Annotated in this window: 17 protein-coding genes and 1 tRNA gene; 8 read left to right on the forward strand and 10 right to left on the reverse strand. The window is 73.6% G+C overall.

Annotated elements, in window-relative coordinates; translation table 11 throughout:
- Nucleotides 1-69 precede the first annotated feature (69 nt).
- Nucleotides 70-855 (reverse strand): ABC transporter permease, encoded by a 786-nt coding sequence (locus ACIPPS_RS18440; protein ID WP_401432851.1) that lies wholly within the window; start codon nucleotides 853-855, stop codon nucleotides 70-72.
- A gap of 324 nt (nucleotides 856-1,179) precedes the next feature.
- On the opposite strand from ACIPPS_RS18440, the gene ACIPPS_RS18445 reads away from it, so the two are divergent.
- From ACIPPS_RS18445 to ACIPPS_RS18460, 4 genes are all read left to right on the forward strand, one after another.
- On the forward strand, nucleotides 1,180-1,848 hold the full coding sequence (locus ACIPPS_RS18445) for an HNH endonuclease family protein (RefSeq protein WP_401432854.1): 669 nt from the start codon (nucleotides 1,180-1,182) through the stop codon (nucleotides 1,846-1,848).
- Between the two features lie 70 nt (nucleotides 1,849-1,918).
- Nucleotides 1,919-3,775 carry an alkaline phosphatase D family protein gene (locus tag ACIPPS_RS18450; RefSeq protein ID WP_401432856.1) on the forward strand — a complete coding sequence of 619 codons (1,857 nt, stop codon included), beginning with the start codon at nucleotides 1,919-1,921 and terminating at the stop codon, nucleotides 3,773-3,775.
- A 189-nt stretch (nucleotides 3,776-3,964) separates the two neighbouring features.
- Entirely contained in the window at nucleotides 3,965-4,396 is a 432-nt protein-coding gene (locus ACIPPS_RS18455; RefSeq protein ID WP_401432858.1) for a DoxX family protein, read from the forward strand.
- Nucleotides 4,397-4,537: 141 nt separating this feature from the next.
- A complete protein-coding gene (locus tag ACIPPS_RS18460) occupies nucleotides 4,538-5,167 on the forward strand; it encodes a DedA family protein (protein WP_401433157.1) in 630 nt (209 codons plus the stop codon).
- Here the strand turns inward: ACIPPS_RS18460 and ACIPPS_RS18465 are convergent.
- Both ACIPPS_RS18465 and ACIPPS_RS18470 read right to left on the reverse strand, forming a co-directional pair.
- Nucleotides 5,121-5,375, reverse strand: a complete 255-nt coding sequence (locus ACIPPS_RS18465) for a DUF2277 domain-containing protein (protein WP_401432861.1) — start codon at nucleotides 5,373-5,375, stop codon at nucleotides 5,121-5,123. The genes ACIPPS_RS18460 and ACIPPS_RS18465 overlap by 47 nt on opposite strands.
- 180 nt (nucleotides 5,376-5,555) lie before the next feature.
- Entirely contained in the window at nucleotides 5,556-5,780 is a 225-nt protein-coding gene (locus ACIPPS_RS18470) for a hypothetical protein (RefSeq protein ID WP_401432863.1), read from the reverse strand.
- 208 nt (nucleotides 5,781-5,988) lie between these two features.
- Here ACIPPS_RS18470 and ACIPPS_RS18475 point away from each other — a divergent pair, with 208 nt between their 5' ends.
- Nucleotides 5,989-6,747, forward strand: a complete 759-nt coding sequence (locus ACIPPS_RS18475; RefSeq protein ID WP_401432865.1) for a GntR family transcriptional regulator — start codon at nucleotides 5,989-5,991, stop codon at nucleotides 6,745-6,747.
- Between the two features lie 123 nt (nucleotides 6,748-6,870).
- On the opposite strand, the gene ACIPPS_RS18480 is transcribed toward ACIPPS_RS18475, so the two are convergent.
- From ACIPPS_RS18480 to ACIPPS_RS18490, 3 genes are all read right to left on the reverse strand, one after another.
- Nucleotides 6,871-7,665: an MOSC domain-containing protein gene (locus ACIPPS_RS18480; protein WP_401432867.1), complete on the reverse strand. Its 795-nt coding sequence runs from the start codon at nucleotides 7,663-7,665 to the stop codon at nucleotides 6,871-6,873.
- A gap of 98 nt (nucleotides 7,666-7,763) precedes the next feature.
- Nucleotides 7,764-8,576 carry a hypothetical protein gene (locus ACIPPS_RS18485; RefSeq protein WP_401432869.1) on the reverse strand — a complete coding sequence of 271 codons (813 nt, stop codon included), beginning with the start codon at nucleotides 8,574-8,576 and terminating at the stop codon, nucleotides 7,764-7,766.
- Between the two features lie 200 nt (nucleotides 8,577-8,776).
- A tRNA-Val gene (locus tag ACIPPS_RS18490) sits at nucleotides 8,777-8,851 on the reverse strand.
- Between the two features lie 161 nt (nucleotides 8,852-9,012).
- Between ACIPPS_RS18490 and ACIPPS_RS18495 the strand changes: the two genes are divergently transcribed.
- From ACIPPS_RS18495 to ACIPPS_RS18505, 3 genes are read left to right on the forward strand one after another with little or no spacing between them, the layout of a single operon-like run.
- The gene (locus tag ACIPPS_RS18495; protein WP_401432872.1) at nucleotides 9,013-9,771 is read left to right on the forward strand and encodes a DUF4097 family beta strand repeat-containing protein; all 759 of its coding nucleotides are present in this window, start codon (nucleotides 9,013-9,015) and stop codon (nucleotides 9,769-9,771) included.
- A 34-nt stretch (nucleotides 9,772-9,805) separates the two neighbouring features.
- Entirely contained in the window at nucleotides 9,806-11,314 is a 1,509-nt protein-coding gene (locus tag ACIPPS_RS18500) for a hypothetical protein (RefSeq protein WP_401432875.1), read from the forward strand.
- A 10-nt stretch (nucleotides 11,315-11,324) separates the two neighbouring features.
- Entirely contained in the window at nucleotides 11,325-11,540 is a 216-nt protein-coding gene (locus ACIPPS_RS18505) for a zinc ribbon domain-containing protein (protein WP_401432878.1), read from the forward strand.
- Between the two features lie 42 nt (nucleotides 11,541-11,582).
- Here the strand turns inward: ACIPPS_RS18505 and ACIPPS_RS18510 are convergent, their stop codons facing one another.
- The 4 genes from ACIPPS_RS18510 to ACIPPS_RS18525 form a co-directional block, all read right to left on the reverse strand.
- Complete coding sequence (locus tag ACIPPS_RS18510) at nucleotides 11,583-12,230, reverse strand: response regulator (protein ID WP_401432881.1); 648 nt, start codon at nucleotides 12,228-12,230, stop codon at nucleotides 11,583-11,585.
- Nucleotides 12,221-13,342: a sensor histidine kinase gene (locus tag ACIPPS_RS18515; RefSeq protein WP_401433159.1), complete on the reverse strand. Its 1,122-nt coding sequence runs from the start codon at nucleotides 13,340-13,342 to the stop codon at nucleotides 12,221-12,223. Before ACIPPS_RS18515 ends, ACIPPS_RS18510 begins: the two co-directional genes overlap by 10 nt.
- Nucleotides 13,343-13,776: 434 nt before the next feature.
- Nucleotides 13,777-14,640 carry an HAD family hydrolase gene (locus ACIPPS_RS18520; protein WP_401433162.1) on the reverse strand — a complete coding sequence of 288 codons (864 nt, stop codon included), beginning with the start codon at nucleotides 14,638-14,640 and terminating at the stop codon, nucleotides 13,777-13,779.
- A 20-nt stretch (nucleotides 14,641-14,660) separates the two neighbouring features.
- On the reverse strand, nucleotides 14,661-17,282 hold the full coding sequence (locus ACIPPS_RS18525; RefSeq protein WP_401432883.1) for a phosphoribosyltransferase: 2,622 nt from the start codon (nucleotides 17,280-17,282) through the stop codon (nucleotides 14,661-14,663).
- Between the last annotated feature and the right edge of the window lie 18 nt (nucleotides 17,283-17,300).

Below are 17,300 nucleotides of genomic sequence, written 5' to 3' on the forward strand. Positions count from 1 at the left end.
CGCGAGCCCCGAGCCTCCCGAACCTTTCAAGGCTCCCGAACCTTCCGAGCCTCCCGGAGCCGCCGCAGGTCATCGCCCGCGCGCCGCCGCCCGGCCGCCGCCCGAGCCCCGGCCGCCCTCGCGGACGAACGCTCCCCGGGCCACCAGTTCCAACACCACCGCCACGGCCACGGCCTGCACCACCATCAGCGCGACCAGCACGAACAGCTGTACCGCGCCGGCCTCCCACGGCGAAGCCCCGCCCAGCAGCATCCCCACGAACGCGCCCGGCAGCGTCACGAGACCGACCGTCCTGGTCTGGTCGAGCCCCGGCAGCAGCGCGTCCGACGCGGCCGGCCGCGCCACTTCGAGCCGCGCCTCCCGTTCCGGCAGCCCGATCGCGAGCCCCGCCTCCACCTCGCCCCACCGCGTCTCCAGCTCGTCCAGCGCACGCCGTCCGCTCAGGACCGTCGCGGTGAGGGCGCCGCCGATGAGGATGCCGGTGACCGGGATGAGCGCCACGCCCCGTACCGGTACGAGCCCGGTGAGCAGCAGCACCCCGACGACGGGCCCGACGCCCGCCGCGATCGGCACGGCGGCCCACCACCAGCCGCGCCCCGCCCCGGGGACGACGCGCCGTCCGGCGGTCCAGACGGCCACCCCGTACATCACCAGCAGAAAACCCAGCAGCAGCGGCAGATGGCGCATCACCCAGGCGATCACGAGTGAGACCGCGACCAGTTGGACCGCCGCGCGCCCGCCCGCGATCAGCGAGTCGCGGGCGCGGCCGAGCCGGGCGAACGCGACGACGCCTGCGGCCACGAGCAGCAGAACGGCGAGAACCACCCCAAAGGCGACGTTCACTTCCAGAAGCACACGGCAACCCTAGGGCCGGAAAACGGAACTGTCGTTCCGTCACACCTCTTGATGTGACGTGCCCATGTCGCCACCCTGTTACCTGGCGCACCCCCCACCGAAACCTGGCGCCGCCACGATGACCGGGCGCCGGGCCCACCGCACGCACGCCCGGACACCACCACCTCCTCAGCCACCCCCAAGCGCCGCCACGCACCACCAGGCACCGCCCAGCACCACCCAGCACCACCAGGCACCGCCACGCACCACCCAGCACCGCCACGCACCACCCAGCACCACCCAGGCACCCCGCACGGCCCGCCCCCCACCTCCTAGGGAGTCCCCATGCTCGCCGCCGGCACCCACGTCTACGCGCGTCGAACGCTCCGCCGCACGGCCGTTCTCGCCGCCACCGCCGCCCTGACCGTCACCGGCCTCCTCGCGACCGCGCCGGCCGCCCAGGCGGCCATGCCCACGCCCGTCAGCGCGGCCACCGCCCGTACGTACCTCGCCTCGCTCACGGTCAAGGCGGAAGGTTCCTCCTCCGGCTACAGCCGTGACCTCTTCCCGCACTGGAGCACCCAGTCCGGCGCCTGCAACACCCGCGAGGTCGTCCTCAAGCGCGACGGCTCGGGCGTCGTCCAGGACTCCAGCTGCGCCGCCGTCAGCGGCAGTTGGTACTCGGAGTACGACGGCGCGACCTGGACCGCCGCCGCCGATCTCGACATCGACCACATGGTGCCGCTGGCCGAGGCCTGGCGTTCCGGCGCGAGCGGCTGGACCACCGCCACCCGCCAGCAGTTCGCCAACGACCTGACCCGCCCGCAGCTCATAGCCGTGACGGACAACGTCAACCAGTCCAAGGGCGACCAGGACCCCGCCGAGTGGCTGCCGTCGCGCACCTCGTACCGCTGCACGTACGTCCGCGCGTGGGTGCACGTGAAGTACCACTGGGGGCTGAGCGTCGACTCCGCCGAGAAGAGCGCCCTCCAGTCCGTCCTCAACGGCTGCTGAGACCGCTTCCGCCACCCTCTGTCGTTCCGTACGGTACGGGCTGGACCGACAGAGGGGGACGGGAAGAACGATGGCGGCCGGACTGAGACTCGGACCACTGCTGCGCTACGTCGACGGGGTCACGGGCGACTCCGCGACGATCTGGGTCGAGACCGACCGCCCGTGCACGGCGGAGGTCCGCGGCGCCACCGGCGCCGGCGGCTCCACCCGCACCTTCCAGGTGGCGGGCCACCACTACGCCCTGATACCGGTGACGGGCCTGACGCCCGGCACGACGACGGAGTACGAGGTACGGCTCGACGGCCGCGCGGTCTGGCCGCCGCCCGACTCCCGCTTCCCCCCGAGCACCATCCGCACCCCGGCGGCCCCACCCGCAACGGGGATGCCGACGGGGACGGCCACCACCTCCACGACATCCCCGGCGCCCCCGGCACCCCCGGCACCCCCGGCATCCCCGGCACCCCCGGCATCCCCGGTCAGGGTGGCGTTCGGTTCGTGTCGCTGGGCGGCGAAGCCGGCCAAGGGCAGGGACCCGGTGGGCCCGGACGCCCTCGACACGCTGGCGACGCACCTCGCCGCCGACCCCGACACGGCCGAACGCCCGGACCTGCTGGTCCTGCTGGGCGACCAGGTGTACGCGGACGAGACCTCGGCCGCGACCCGTCGCTGGCTCGCCGCCCGGCGGGACCTGCGCGACCCGCCGGGTTCGGAGGTCGGGGAGTACGAGGAGTACACCCGGCTCTACGACGAGTCCTGGGGCGACCCCGAGGTCCGCTGGCTGCTCTCCACCGTCCCCAGCTGCATGATCTTCGACGATCACGACGTCATCGACGACTGGAACACCAGCGCGGCCTGGCTCGCGCGGATTCGGGCCACCCACTGGTGGGGCGAGCGGGTGCTGAGCGGGCTGATGTCGTACTGGGTGTACCAGCACCTCGGCAACCTCTCCCCCGCCGAACTGGCCGCCGACCCGCTGTACGCGGAGATCCGCTCGGTACCCGACGGCACGGACCTGCTGCGGCGTTTCGCGGCGGAGGCGGACGCCGATCCGGCGTGCGTGCGCTGGAGTTACCGCAGGGACCTCGGCCGGACCCGGCTGCTGATGATCGACACCCGCGCGGCCCGGCTCCTGACGGAGGGCGCGCGGGCGATGCTGGACCCGGCCGAGGCGGCCTGGGTCCGCGAACAGGCGCTCGCCGACCGGGGTTCGTACGACCATCTCCTCGTCGGCACCTCGCTGCCCTGGCTGCTGCCGCCGCTGATCCACGACGCGGAGACCTGGAACGCGGCGCTGTGCCGGGGCGAGCGCGGCGGCCCGGGGGGCCGGTGGGCGCGGTTCGCGGAGGACCTGCGGCAGCGGGCGGACCTGGAGCACTGGGCGGCGTTCCCGTCGTCGTTCGAGGCCCTGACCCGGTTGCTCGCGGAGGCGGGCAGCGGGCCGGAGGCGCCGGCGACGGTGTGCGTACTGTCCGGGGACGTCCACCACGCGTACGTGGCGGAGCCGGAGTGGGGGCGGCACGGCGCGGACGGCCCGGACACACACGCCGGAAGCGACGGCGGTAGCGCACTCGACAGCGGCAGCGGACTCGACCGCCACGAACGACGTCACGGAGCGCAGGGCACGGCTCCCGAGGCCCGCGTGGTGCAGCTGACCTGCTCGCCGCTGCACAACGCGGTGCCGCGCTCGGTACGCCTGGGCTTCCGCTTCGGGTGGAGCCGGGTGGGCCGGGGCCTGGGCCGCGCGCTCGCCCGCCACGGTCGCGCGGGCCGCCCGCCGATCAGCTGGCGTCGCACGGGCGGACCCTGGTTCGGCAACCAGCTCATGACGCTCACCCTGCACGCCCGTTCGGCCCGCCTGACGCTCAGCCAGGCCCGCCCGAACGGCCGCCTGGTGAAGGTCGACGAGCGTCCGCTCAGCGGGAGTTGACGGCGGCGGGTCGACGGTCGGCCTCGGAGCGACGGCGCACGGACGTGACGAGGGCCACAGAGAGCGCCATCTTCGAATGTTGAAGTTGCAAGCACTAGTGAGGGGTGCCTAACCTGACGACCTCATCGGTTCCGTCCCCCCGCGTCCCGGCCCACCGGGACCGACTCGACCGAAGGAGTCCCACCCCCCATGAATCCCCTCACCGACCGACTGCGTCAGGCACAGCCGTACGCGCTCGGGCTGTTCCGCGTCGTCATAGGTCTGCTCTTCGCCTGCCACGGCGCCGCCTCGCTCTTCGGTGTGCTCGGTGACGGCCCCACCGTCACGGCCGGCACCTGGCCGGGCTGGTACGCGGCGGTGATCCAGCTGGGCGCCGGCGCCCTGGTGCTCGTCGGCCTGGGCACCCGTTCCGCCGCGTTCCTCGCCTCCGGCTCGATGGCGTACGCGTACTTCTCGGTCCACCAGCCCGAGGGGCTCTTCCCGCTCCAGAACAGCGGTGAGGCCTCGGCGCTCTTCTGCTGGGCCTTCCTGCTGATCGTCTTCACGGGCCCGGGCGCCCTCGCGCTCGACGGGGTCTTCGGCGGCGCGCGGGAGGAGCGGCGCGAGCCGGTCGCCGCGTAACAGGCGCTGGACGGTCACGCGTAACAGGCGCGAGACGGTCACCTCGCAACAGAAGACGACAGGCGGAATCCGTACATGGGCGGTTTCCGGCCCCTGCCGGATTCCGCCCCCCACCGCCGCGTACGCTCTAGCGCTGTGAACGTGCTCGACAGCATCGGGTCACTACGGTCGCTGACCGCGGGCCCTTGGATCTACGCGGCGGTGGCCACGTCGGTACTGCTCGACGTCTTCCTGCCGGTGCTGCCGAGCGGGGTCCTGGTGATCACGGCCGCGACGGCGGCGGCGACCGCGACGGCGGCCTCCCCTGACGTGCCGTCCGTGGTCCCGCTCCTGCTCGTCGCGGCCACGGCCTCGGTGCTCGGCGACTTCGTCGCGTACCGACTGGCCTGGCGCGGCGGGGCACGACTGGACCGGGCGATCGCCCGCTCCCGCAGGCTGACCCGCGCGCAGGAACGTCTCGGCACGGCCCTCGCCCGCGGTGGCGGCCTGCTGGTGGTGATCGCGCGGTTCGCCCCGGCGGGCCGCTCGGTGGTCTCGCTGGGCGCCGGCGCGGCGAAGCGCCGGGTGATCGACTTCCTGCCGTGGTCGGCCCTCGCCGGGGTGGCCTGGGCGAGCTACAGCGTGGCGCTGGGCTGGTTCGGCGGGCTGTGGCTGGGCGCGACCTGGGTGGGCGCGGGCGTCTCCGTGCTCGCCCTGTTCCTCGCGGGGGCGTTGGCGGCCTACGTCATACGGCGTCCGGCTGCGGCTCCCGCACCGGCTCCGGCTTCCTGAGCCCACGCACTTCGAGTCCGTCGAGGAGCCGGGCGGTCGCGGCGGCGATCTCGTCGACGGCCTGGTCGAAGACCTCTTGGTTGTGGGCGGCTGGTCTGTGGAAACCGGACACCTTACGGACGTACTGCAGGGCGGCGGCGTGGATGTCGTCCTCGGTCGCCTCTTCGGGCAGGGCCGGGGGCCGGAGGGTCTTGATGCTGCGGCACATGTCTCCAGTGTCGCGCACCCCACTGACAAGGCGAGGCCGGACGCCGGGCACCCACCCCAGCGCACCACCCGGGCACCCACCCCACCTACGACGGGCGACACCCGACGGGCGGCCCACGACACGACGGGCGACCCCACGACGGGCGACCCTCGACGGGCGGCCCACGACACGACGGGCGACCTACGAGGTCAGACCACGTCTACTACGCGCGTTGATCTCGGCGGCGCGGGCCCGCAGCTCGCGCAGCGGGGTGGCGAGCTGGACGTCGTGGGGGTCGGCCTCCCACTCGCGGCCACCGTCGACGGGCCGGATCAGACAGCGGCCGGCGACGCTGTCGACGTAGAAGCCGACAAGCCCGGTGGACGTGTCGCGTACGAGGTCGCCGACCTCGGGCAGTGGCTGCACGAAACCCCTCCGTCCCGGAGCTACAGACCCCTGAAGATACGGATCTCTAGAGATACACCCAGAGAAGCCCGGTGACCCCTCCCTGTCAACGTATCTCTAGAGATGTCCCCCGATGGATGGATCACTCGCACAGGTCGACGCAGACGCGTGCACCACCTCGCCGGAGTGCGCCGTAGGGTGTCCCGCAGACGAAGGGAGTGGTCCACCCATGACTGACCAGGACAGCGGTCGTCGGCCCAAGTACCAGCGCATCGCCGACGAGTTGAGAACCGCCATCCAGTCAGGCGCCTTCGCCCCCGGCGACCGGCTCCCCGGCGAGAACGATCTGATGACCACGTACGAGGTGGCGAGGATGACAGCCCGCCAGGCCCTGTCCGTGCTGCGCAACGAGGGCCTGGCGGAGGCCCGCAAGGGTGCCGGGGTCTTCGTCCGCACGTTCCGCCCGCTGCGCCGCCGGGGCATTCCCCGACTGGCGCAGGACCACTGGGGCACGGGACGGTCGGTGTGGTCGGCGGACATCGAGGACCGCGCGCTGGTGGTGGATCAACTGGAGGTCGGCCGGGCGACGGCGGACTCCCGGGTCGCCGGGGCGCTCGGGCTGCCGGCGGACGCGCCGGTCTGCGTCCGCAGCCGCCGCTTCGTCCTGGACGACAAACCGGTCCTGCTCTCGGTCTCCTACCTCCCGGCGGCCCTGGCCCAGGACACCCCGATCGCGACACCGGACACGGGCCCGGGCGGCACGTACGCCCGACTGGCGGAAATCGGCCACCAGCCGGTCCACTTCCGCGAGGAGATCCGCTGCCGCATGCCGACGGCGGAGGAATCGGAGCGACTGGCCCTGGAGTTCGGGACGCCGGTGATCCTGATCGGCCGTACGGCGTTCACGGAGAAGGGGGTCGCGGTGGAACTCAACGAGATGACGCTGGACTCGGCGTCGTACGTACTGGAGTACGACTTCGACGCCTGAAGCCGACTCACACCCGCTCCCCCGCCCCACCCTCCCCCATTCCTCTCCCACCCCTCCCCCGCCCCTCTCCCTCTCCCTCTCCCTCTCCCTCTCCCTCTCCCTCCGGAGCAGAGTCGGCCGGACTCAGGGCACCAGGTAGGGCGCCCCGACGATCCAGCCGCCACGGGCGGGCTGCGGCCACTCCTCGTCGGTCAGCCGGACCTCGTCCCCCTCGGTGACCGTGCCGGGCGAGGCCACCCAGCAGTCCAGCGCGAAGGTGCCGTCGTAGAGCCGGTGGATGTCGCGCAGGACGTCGTGGTCACGCTCGCCGGTGTCCGGATGGACCGTCGTCATGACACAGCGGGACCGCAGCTTGAGGACGCCGATGACGACGTCGCCGATCCGCAGGGTGCGGCCGGGCCAGTCGCGTTCGGCGAGGCCGGGGACGCCGCCGATCACGAGGTTGGACCGGAGCCGGCGCGGGTCGTGGCCGAGGGCCTGGGCGGCGCCGTCGGTGATGACCGTCAGGTTCAGCACGTCGAACCTCTCCCGGCCCGCGTAGTACACCGCCTCCGCGTCGGGACCCGCCGCGCCCCGGATCAGCGCCGCCGCCTCGGGGCTGCCCCACGGGTGCCCGTCGACGAGCACGCCGCCGTCGTCGGCCGTGGTCGCCGAGAGCCCGAGCAGCCGCGACCGTACGCGGGCCGTCAGCAGCCCCCTGGCGTCGCGCACGTGCACGTGCCGATCGCCGGCCAGCCCGTCGTCGGTGAGCTCGACGCTCTTCAACTGTTCCCCACGCATGGACTTGACGGGGAATCGCCAGATCTCTCGAAGATGCACGTGACTCTCTCTCAGGTCCCGGACAGGCGCTGGCAGAAGGAGCGGGCGCACACGACGACGGCACAGCCCGCCCGGCGAACCCCGCCCCCGTCCACGCACACCACCGGACGACTACCCACCACGGACCCGCCGCAAGCCGGCGACCTCGCAGCCCCCAACTCCCGTGGGAGTCCCCGCGGGAGGCTCCGACCGGCCGCCTACCGCCCCAGGGCGGACCGAAGGGTCACGCCGTACCGGACGCGCAGGCGCCGGACCTCCCAGACGGACAGGAGGGTCACCGACAGCGGTCCGCCGAAGGAGAAGGCGTAGATGACGACGGGGGGAGCGGCCACGTCCGCGTCGTCGAAGAGCTGAAGGGCGAAGAGCGACCAGACCAGCAGCGGGGAGACCAGGGCCGGCAGGAGCTCATGGACGTCCCCCGCGCGGAAGCAGGAGTTCATGCCTTTGACAGCGGCCGCGAGGGTGAAGCACAGCGCCGCGACGAGGGCGACGGCGCAGACGAGCGCGGCCGCGAAGAACAGCAGAGTGATCACCAGGCCGGTGATCATCGTGCCGAAGGTGGCCCCGAACAGCCCGAAGGTGAAGTCGTGCGGGCCGACGTCGCCGGGCGAGACGATGTCGCCCGCCAGGGCCGCCGCCATCACCCAGACCGCCCCGGCCCCGAGGGGTATCGCGCCGAGCGCGACCAGCGGACCGCCGACCCGGCGCGCGTACATGCGCCCCAGGGGCGCTCGGGCCAGGACGACGAAGCAACCGATGCCGACGACGACGGCGGCGAGCACGATGCCGCAGCCGATCAGCAGCTCCTCCAGCTTGCCGAGCACGAAACTCTGGCGGTCCACCCGCATCGGATAGGCGAAGAGCAGCCACACCGTGGCGATCAGCCCGAGCGCGGTTCGGAGGCTCTGCACCCGGGCGATGACCGGGTCCTCGACGCGCTCCGGCCGGGAGGAGTCGGTCAGCCGCGAGGCCGCGCCGACCAGGGCGTTCACAGGATGACGTACGGCCAACTGAACTCTCCGAGGTGTGTCCACACACGGGGACCCCACGCGCCCCCCGACGCCGCCCACCCTAACCGACCATGTCCGCGTCACCCGAACCCCTCCGCCACCCGAGAGGGCCCCTCGCTGAACTTCCGCGCCCTAGGAACGAACAAGGCCCAGGTTCCCGGTTCAGTACCGGTGACCTGGGCCTTCGTCGTGACTTGTGCTGGTGGGCGCGGACGGTTTCGAACCGCCGACATCTGCTTTGTAAGAGCAGCGCTCTACCCCTGAGCTACGCACCCGTGGAGTGAGGCAACAGCGTACATGGCCCACGGGTGGGTCCCGCAAACCGGTTCTTCACGGGGGATAGCCCCACCCTTGGGGGGGTGGTCGCCGGATCGTGGGTGGTGGGGCGTGGTCCGTAACGTGAGGGGTCCGTTCGCGTTTCCTGGGGGTTCTCGTCATGGTCGGTCGTCGTCGCGTTCCTGCGCTCCTGCTCTGTGGTGGGGTTCTCCTCGGGGTCGTCGGGTGTGGGAGTGCCGAGGCGGGCGGGGCACCCGTCGAGGAGAGGAGCTTCGCCTTCTCCGGGGACACGCTCGTCGTCGACGCCGACGACTCCGAGCTGGAGCTCGTCCCCGCCGACATCAAGGACGTGCGCGTCAGCCGGCAGGTCGACGGGTGGGTGTTCATGGGCGACGGGCCCGAGGCCTCCTGGGCGCTCAAGGACGGGCGGCTCACCCTCCGGGTCGACTGCGACGCCGTCGCCTCCGACTGCGACTCCGTGCACCGGATCCAGGTGCCCCGGGGCGTCGCCGTCACCGTCGAGGACGACAACGGGAAGGTGACGGCCGAGGGGTTCGACGCCGATCTGACCGTGCGGGCGGGCAACGGGGACGTCGTCGTGCGCGGCTCCGCCGGGAAGCTCGATCTCGGGAGTGACAACGGGGACGTCCTCGTGGAGGGTGGAACCACCTCCGGGCAGGTCACCGCGCGGTCCGACAACGGGGCCCTGCGGATCACGCTGAGCGCCGTCCCCGCCCGCGTGGAGGCCGCCAGCGACAACGGGGAGATCGACATCGCCCTGCCCGACGCCACCTACGACGTCGACGGTCGCAGCGACAACGGCGACGTCCGCGTCGACGTGCCCACCCTCAAGGGCAGCGGCCATGTCGTGACCGCACGCAGCGACAACGGAGAAGTCGTCGTCCGCAGCGCGAACTGACGGACCCGTGTGTTCGTCCTTACCTGGTGGGACAATGAACCGGACCGGGGCAGCGGACACAGCACGGGAGAGGGACGTGGCGGCGACTCACGCGAGGGGCAGCAGTTCCACGAGCGCCGTGACTTCGGGGGGCGAAGGTGGAGCCCCCGGCGAAGGTGGAGCCTCCGGCGAAGGTGGAGCCGCGGGCGCGGGCCTCTCCGGTCGGTCGCGCCCGCCGCGCCCGCCGTCCGTGCCCCTTGCCCTCCTGCTTCCCCTCCTCGTCGGTGCCCTCCTTCCCGCCGCCTTCGCCAGTGGCGGCAACCGGCGCTGGTTCGGTGGGCGCGGCGAGAGCCAGCGGGCCGAGGCGCAGGCCGCCAAGGACGACGCGGCCGCCGCGTTCTACGAGCTCGACACCGCCCAGCGCGATCTACGGATCTCCATCGAGACGATCACCGCCGTCGACGACTCCCCCGGCGCCCGCCACGCCGTCGACGGCTTCGCCGCCCTCGGCCGGCGGATCGACGAGGTCAGCCACGCCTACATCACCGCCGTCGACGCCCACGACCTCGACCGCGACGAGCTCGACGCCGCCACCGCCAACCGCGCCCGCGCCGAGCTGACCCGCGCCAAGGAGGAGCTCGTACGGGTCCAGGGCGAACTCGACCGGTTCGCCCAGGGGCTCGGGCCGCTCCTCGACACCGCCGAGACCCAGCTCGCCCGGCTCGCCCCCGCCGTCGAGCGGGCGCGACAGGCGCTCCGGAACGCGAGCACCGCTCTCGACACCGCCCGCGAGGCAGGCCTCCGCGCCGACGACCTCGCCACCCGTCTCGCCCGCCTCGGTCCCGAGCTCACCCGCCTCAACGAGGGCGCCGGCCGCCACGGCGTCGCCGAGACCCTCCAGCGCGCCGACCGCGTCCTGCGCGACGCCGAGGCCGTCCGCACCGAGGCCGAGCGCCTCCCCGAGCGCGCCGCCGAGACCCGTAAGCGCCTCGTCTCCCTCCGTACCCGCGCCGAGGCCCTCACCACCCGCGCCGCCGGCGTCGACCCCATCCTCTCCGAGCTCCGCCGCCGCTTCTCCGCCGCCTGCTGGCAGGACCTTCAGTCCGTCCCCGCCCAGGCCGCCGACACCGTCCGCAAGGCCGAGGAGAAGCTCGCCGAGGCCGCCAAGGCCCGTGACGAGCAGCGCTGGCCCGACGCCACCAGCCTCCTCGCCACCGCCCGCGCCCTCCTCAACTCCACCGACGAGGCCGTCTCCGCCGCCGGTGACCGGCTCCGTCGCCTCAACGCCGTCGCCAAGGACCCGCAGGCCGAGATCGACCGCGCCCGCTTCGCCGTGCGCGACGCCCAGCGCCTCGCCATGGACGGCCGTACCACCCCCGACCCCCGCCACGCCCGGCCCCTCGACGACGCCGTCGGGCGACTCGACCGGGCCGTCCACTCCCTGGAGGAAGGGCGCCACCCCGACTACTGGCACTTCCTCACCGAGCTCGAAGCCATCCGCGCCGCCGCCGCGCACGTCGTCGAACAGATCAGGGAGGAGCGGGGCGGCGGACAGCACCGCTAACCTCGTGCCCATGCCTCGTTACGAGTACCGCTGCCGCTCCTGCGGAGACACCTTCGAACTCAACCGGCCCATGGCCGAGTCGTCCGCCCCCGCCTCCTGCCCCGCCGGGCACGAGGACACCGTCAAGCTGCTCTCCGCCGTCGCCGTGGGTGGGACCTCCGCGCCCTCGCAGAGCAGCGGTGGCGGCGGTGGCGGCGGGTGCTGCGGGGGTGGCTGCTGCGGGTAGCGGGTGGTGGCGGGTCCGGACCGACGGCTGCGGCGGCGGCCGTCAGCTGCCCAGATAGCGCAGCACCGCCAGCACCCGCCTGCTGTACCCCTCGCCCCGCCCCGTCAGCTCCAGCTTGTCGAAGATCGCGTTGATGTGTTTCTCCACCGCGCTCCGCGACACGTGCAGCCGACCCGCGATCGACGCGTTCGTGTGCCCCTGCGCCATCGCCGCGAGCACCTCGCTCTCCCGGGGCGTGAGCCGCGCCAGCGGATCGGTGTGCGAGGTGCGGACGAGCAGTCTGCGGACGACCTCCGGGTCGAACGCCGTCCGCCCCTCGCCCACCCGTTCCAGCGCCTCCAGGAACTCGTCCACCTGCGCCACCCGGTCCTTGAGCAGATAGCCGACCGCGCCCGACTCGCCCGTCAGCAGCTCGGTGGCGTACCGCCGCTCCACGTACTGCGAGAGGACGAGGACCCCGACGGCCGGCCACTCCCGCCGGATCTCCAGGGCAGCCCGCAGCCCCTCGTCCGTGTGCGTCGGCGGCATCCGGACGTCGGCGACGACCACGTCCGGCGGGTCCGCCCGTACCGCCGCGAGCAGTTCGACCCCGGTGCCGACCGCGGCCGTCACCTCGTGGCCCTCCTCGGCCAGGAGCCGTACCAGACCCTCCCGTAGCAGCGTCGAGTCCTCCGCCAGGATCACGCGCACGGCAGCACCGCCCGTACGACCGTCGGCCCGCCCGCCGGGCTGTCCACCGCGAACCGCCCGTCCAGCGCCGCCGTCCGGCTCGCGAGCCCGCTCAGCCCGCTGCCGGACGCGTCCGCGCCACCCGCCCCGTCGTCCGCCACCCGTACGCTCAACTCCACGCCCTCCAGCATTACTTGTACGTCGATACGGGTCGCCCCCGCGTGCTTGGCCACATTGGTGACCGCCTCCGAGACGAGGAAGTACGCGACCGTCTCCACCGCTCTCGGGAGCGCCCGCCCCACGGCGTACCCGAGCCGCACCGGCACCGGGCTGCGCTCCGCGACCGCTTCCAGGCCGACCCGCAGACCCCCCTCGTCGAGCACGGCCGGGTACACCCGCCAGGCCACCTCCCGCAGTTCGGCCAGTGCGCGCCGGCTCTCCTCGTGGGCCTGGAGCAGCAGCGCGTCCGCGCCCTCAGGATCCCTGGCCCGGATCCGGCGCGCCCGGCCGAGCAGCATGCCGAGGGCGACGAGCCGCTGCTGGACGCCGTCGTGGAGGTCGCGCTCGATCCGTCGCCGCTCGTCGTGCACGACGTCCATGACCTCGGCCCGGCTCGTCGCGAGCTGGGCGATCCGGGCCTCCAGGGCGTCGGCGTGGCGGGGGCCGAGGAAGTGCCGCGCGAGGCCGCCCTCCAGGGCGACCACGCCGAGCGCGCCCTGCGCGGAGAGGAAGAGCAGGAAGAACCCCGCCACGCCGCCGAACGCGACGAGCCAGGGGTGGTCGATGTCGGTGATCAGCCAGCCGAGGAAGCCGAACGTGCCGAGGCCGATGCCGTACGCGGCGCAGCCGAGCACGACCGCGCCGAGGAGGCCGACCGGCCACCGGGTGGCGAGGTGGCGGAGGGCCGCGCCGTCCTCGTGGACCGGCGGGAGCCGCACGTCCAGGAAGCGGCCGAGCCGGGCCCGTTCGACCCGGGTGAGGAAGCGGGCGGCGGCGGTCAGCGGGCGCAGGACGGCCTGCCTGCCGCGCGGCCAGGCGAGGACGGGTAGCAGCGCGAGGCCCCCGAGGACGCAGCCGAGCAGCTCCAGGACGGCGGTCCCGGCCCCGAGGCCGAGTCCGAGGCCGAGCCTGATCCAGCGGAGCAGGTACGCGCCGACCTGCCGCCCGGGCAGCGGGGGTCCGGGCGACGCGCCGGTGACGAGTCCACCGGCGACGTGTTCAGCGGCGCCGAGTCCACCGTCCACGTGTCCACCGGCGACGAGTCCACCGGCGACGAGTCCACCGGCGACGGCCCCTGGCTCCCGCTCCGGCCGTTCCGGGAAGGACCCACGCTCCGGACCGGGCCGCGGGGCGGCGCCGCGATCCGGATCCGCGACGGAGCCGAACTCCCGGCCCGCGACAGCCCCCCGCCCGCGCCCCCGCCCTCGTCTCCGCCCCCCGTCGACCCCGCGCCCCCGGCCCGCCTCAGGCTCCTCGGCGTCGTCGGTGGTTCCCGGTCCGTTCCTCATGGTCCGTCACGCTAGCCGTCGGCCGGCCTCGCCCGTACTGCGGAAAACCGCACTCCCTCTCAGGCCGGGTCGGGGAGCCCGACAGGGGTCCCGTTGAGCTGGTCCGGCAGGGGCGCGAACGCCCGGTGCTCGGTCACCGCCGCGCGGAACCGGCGCAGGATCTCCTCCCCGGCCGCCACGCCCCGCTCGGCGAGCACGTCGAGGTGCGGGGCGGTCCAGGAGGTGTCGGCCAGCTCTCCGTGGCCCGGGCGCCAAGCCCGGTCGGCGGCGAGCAGCAGGTCCGCGTCGAGCAGCGAGTCGCCGGCGGCGAGCACGAGGTCGGCGCCGCAGCGCCGGGCGACCTCGCGCATCGCCGCGCTCTTGGTGAGCGGCTTCGGCACCGCGTACACCTTCCGCCCCTGGAGCGAGACCGTCCAGCCGCGCTCCTCCGCCCACTCGCCGAACCGCTTCAGCCAGTCCTCCGGCATCCGTTCGCGCTCCACCACCAGGTACGCGAAGAGGTCCTCGGCCACCCGGTGCTTGCGCACCCAGGACAGGTCCGTGGTGGCGGTGAAGTACGCGCGGATCTCGGACAGCGGCGCGCACTCCTCGGCGAGCCTGCGCAGCACGGACGCGTGCCACTCCTCGTCGGCGACGCCGTCGACCAGGATGTGCCCGCCGTTGGCGCAGATGGCGTACGCCGGCGCGGTGCCGGGGAGCTGGATCCGCTGGTACTGCTTGCGGGTGCGGGTCGTCGTGGGGACGAAGACGGCTTCGGCGGCCAGCAGTTCGAGCAGTCCGGCGGCCTCCTCGGTGAGGTAGGACAGCGGCTTCGACTCGTGCACCTCGACGCTCAACAGACGCGGCGCCTGCGCGTCGGGCATGCCGAGGGCCAGGGCGGCCGAGGAGTAGATCAGCGTACGGTCGAGGTCGCTCGCGACCATCACGATGCTGTGCGTCGACGTCACTGGGAGACCACCGTCTTTCCGTCGGCGCCCGTCGCGCCTCTCGTGAACTGGGGGTGGATCAGCCCCACACAGGTGTACGGCAGTCCGTCGACCTCCTCGACGGGGACTCCGCGCTGCTCGGCGAGGAGGCGTACGTGCGCGAGGTCGGCGCCCGCGCCGCGCTGGGCGAGGATCTTCCACGGGACGCGGCGCAGCAGGACGCGGGTGGTCTCGCCGACGCCGGGCTTGACCAGGTTGACGTCGTGGATGCCGTACTCCTCGCTGATCCGCTCGACGGCCGCCCAGCCCTCCCAGGTGGGCGTGCGGTCGGCGGTGAGGAGCTCCTTGACGGCGGTCGCGACGTCGTCGGCGACCTCGTCGTAGTGCACGGCGACGGCGTCGAGGAAGGCGCGGGAGACGTCGGCGCCGGCCAGTTCGCGGTAGAACTTGCCGCCGTGGAAGTCGTCCGGGCCGACGAGGTCGGCGCGCAGGACAGTCCGCGATATCAGGCCGGAGACGGTCGAGTTGAGGCAGGCGGAGGGGATGAGGAAGTCCTCGCGGGTGCCGTAGGTGCGGACGCAGGAGCCGGGGTCGGCGAGGACCGCGATCTGCGGGTCGAAGCCGGTGATGCCCTCCGCGCGCTCGAACTCCTCGATCGCGTCGGCGAGTTCCCGGGTGATGGCGCCCTTGCCGGTCCAGCCGTCGACGAAGACGACGTCGGCCGGGTCGTGGTGGGCGGCGAGCCAGCGCAGCGCGTTGGCGTCGATGCCGCGGCCGCGGACGATGGAGACGGCGTAGTGCGGCAGGTCGAGGCCGTGCCGGGCCTGGGCCCAGCGGCGCATGAGGACGCCGACGGGGGTGCCGGCCCGGGCGAGGGAGACGAGCACGGGCGTGCCCCGCTTCTCCGCGAGGACGGTCTCGGTGACGGTGCCGACCGCGCGGGCGATCCGGGCCGCGGAGGTCTCCAGGGCGGCGTGGAAGAGCTCCTGGTAGCGGTCGCTCGGCTGGTACTCGACCGGCAGCGACTCGGCGTAGTGGGCGCCGCCGCTCTGGATCGCCTCCTCGCGCTCCTCGGTCGGGGCCTCAAGATCGACGTCCGAGAGGTCCTGGAGGAGCCAGCCGACCTCCTCGGGGGCGTACGAGGAGAAGGCGGGGCCGCGGAGGGGCTCGGGCAGCATGGAGCTCCTTTCGGGAGCTTGGGTCGTGGCGGACGACGCTTCGGAGGGGCGGCCGGGTCCCGTGACGGACGCGGACGACGCTTCGGAGGGGCGGCCGGGTCCCGTGGACGCGAGCCCGGTGACGCCCCTGACGCCCCTGACGCCCGTGACGCCCGTGACGGACGCGGACGCGAGGCCGGGTCCCGCGACAGCCGTGACGGCCCCTGCCGCCGCGCCCGTCGCCGGAGCCGGTACGTACGACGGCACCACCGCGAGCACCACCCGCGGGAGGTGGCCGGCCAGTTGGGCCAGGAGGCCGTCCGGGGCGTGCAGTTCCGGGGTGTCGGCGACCGAGTCGACGACGGCGACGACCGCGTCGAAGCCGGCGCCGGCCACGTTGTACGCGTACCGCTCGCCGGGCCCGTCGGCGGGGGCGTCGTGGGCGGGGAAGACGAGTCGGGTGCGTATCGCGTAGCCCGGGTCGTCGACCGCGAGGACGGGTGAGCGGGTGGTCGTGGAGTACGAGACGTCCCGGCCGGCGCGCTCCAGGGCGACGGCGAGCCGCAGCGGGGCGTACATCAGCTCCTCGAAGCCGAGGACGAGCACCCGGCGCGCGTCGCCGAGGGCCGTGTCCAGCCGGTCGGTCATGGCGGGCAGGGCCTCGTCCAGGGCGGCGGCGTGGGGCGCGCGGAAGCCGTGGCGGCCGCCGTCCGGGACGGTGGCCGGCCAGCCGAGGTCGACCCGTACGGGGGTGGTGCGGGGCGTGCGGGGCGGGAGGGGGGCGGTCTCGTGGGCGGCGACCAGCGCCTGGCCCTTCTCCAGGACCCCTTCGGGCAGCGTCACGGTGCCGGCCGCGCCGGTCACCAGGTCGACGTGGGCGCCGATCTCCTTCGCGAAGCCCTCCAGGCGGCCGAGGTCGGCGGCGGAGCGCATGTCGACGAGGGCCACCACCACGTACCGCTCGCGTGGGTAGCGCTCGTGCAGGTCGCGGACGGTGTTGAGGACGGTGTTGCCGGTGGAGAACTCGTCGTCGACGAGGATCAGCGGCCCGTCGCCGGCGAGCAGCTTCGGGTCCTCGGGGAGCAGGAGGTGCGAGGTGGCGTGGGAGTGGGACTCCTCGAAGCCGCCCGCGCTCGGCACGCCGTCGACGGGCCGCCGGGTGGAGTGCAGGTACGGCGCGAAGCCGAGCCCGTCGGCCACCGCGTGGCCGAGGCCGGTGGCGGTCTCCGCGTAGCCGACGACGACGCTGCGCGCGGCCTCCTCGGCGCCGAGGAGCTCGCGCACCCGCAGCCCGAGCGAGAATCCGGAGCCGTAGACGACGCTCGGCCGCTGCGGCACGTGCTTGCCGAGCACGTTGGAGACCAGCAGATGCGCCCGCCTGGGGTTGCGGCGCAGCGCGAGGCCCACCATTCCCGGAAGCGTCTCGTCGCCGTCCAGTTCGACGCCGAGTCGCTCGGCGACCCACGTTCCCGACCACACCACGGTGCGATTCACCTTCCG

This window comes from Streptomyces sp. NPDC090127 (genome assembly GCF_044746945.1).
Classification (GTDB): Bacteria; Actinomycetota; Actinomycetes; order Streptomycetales; family Streptomycetaceae; genus Streptomyces.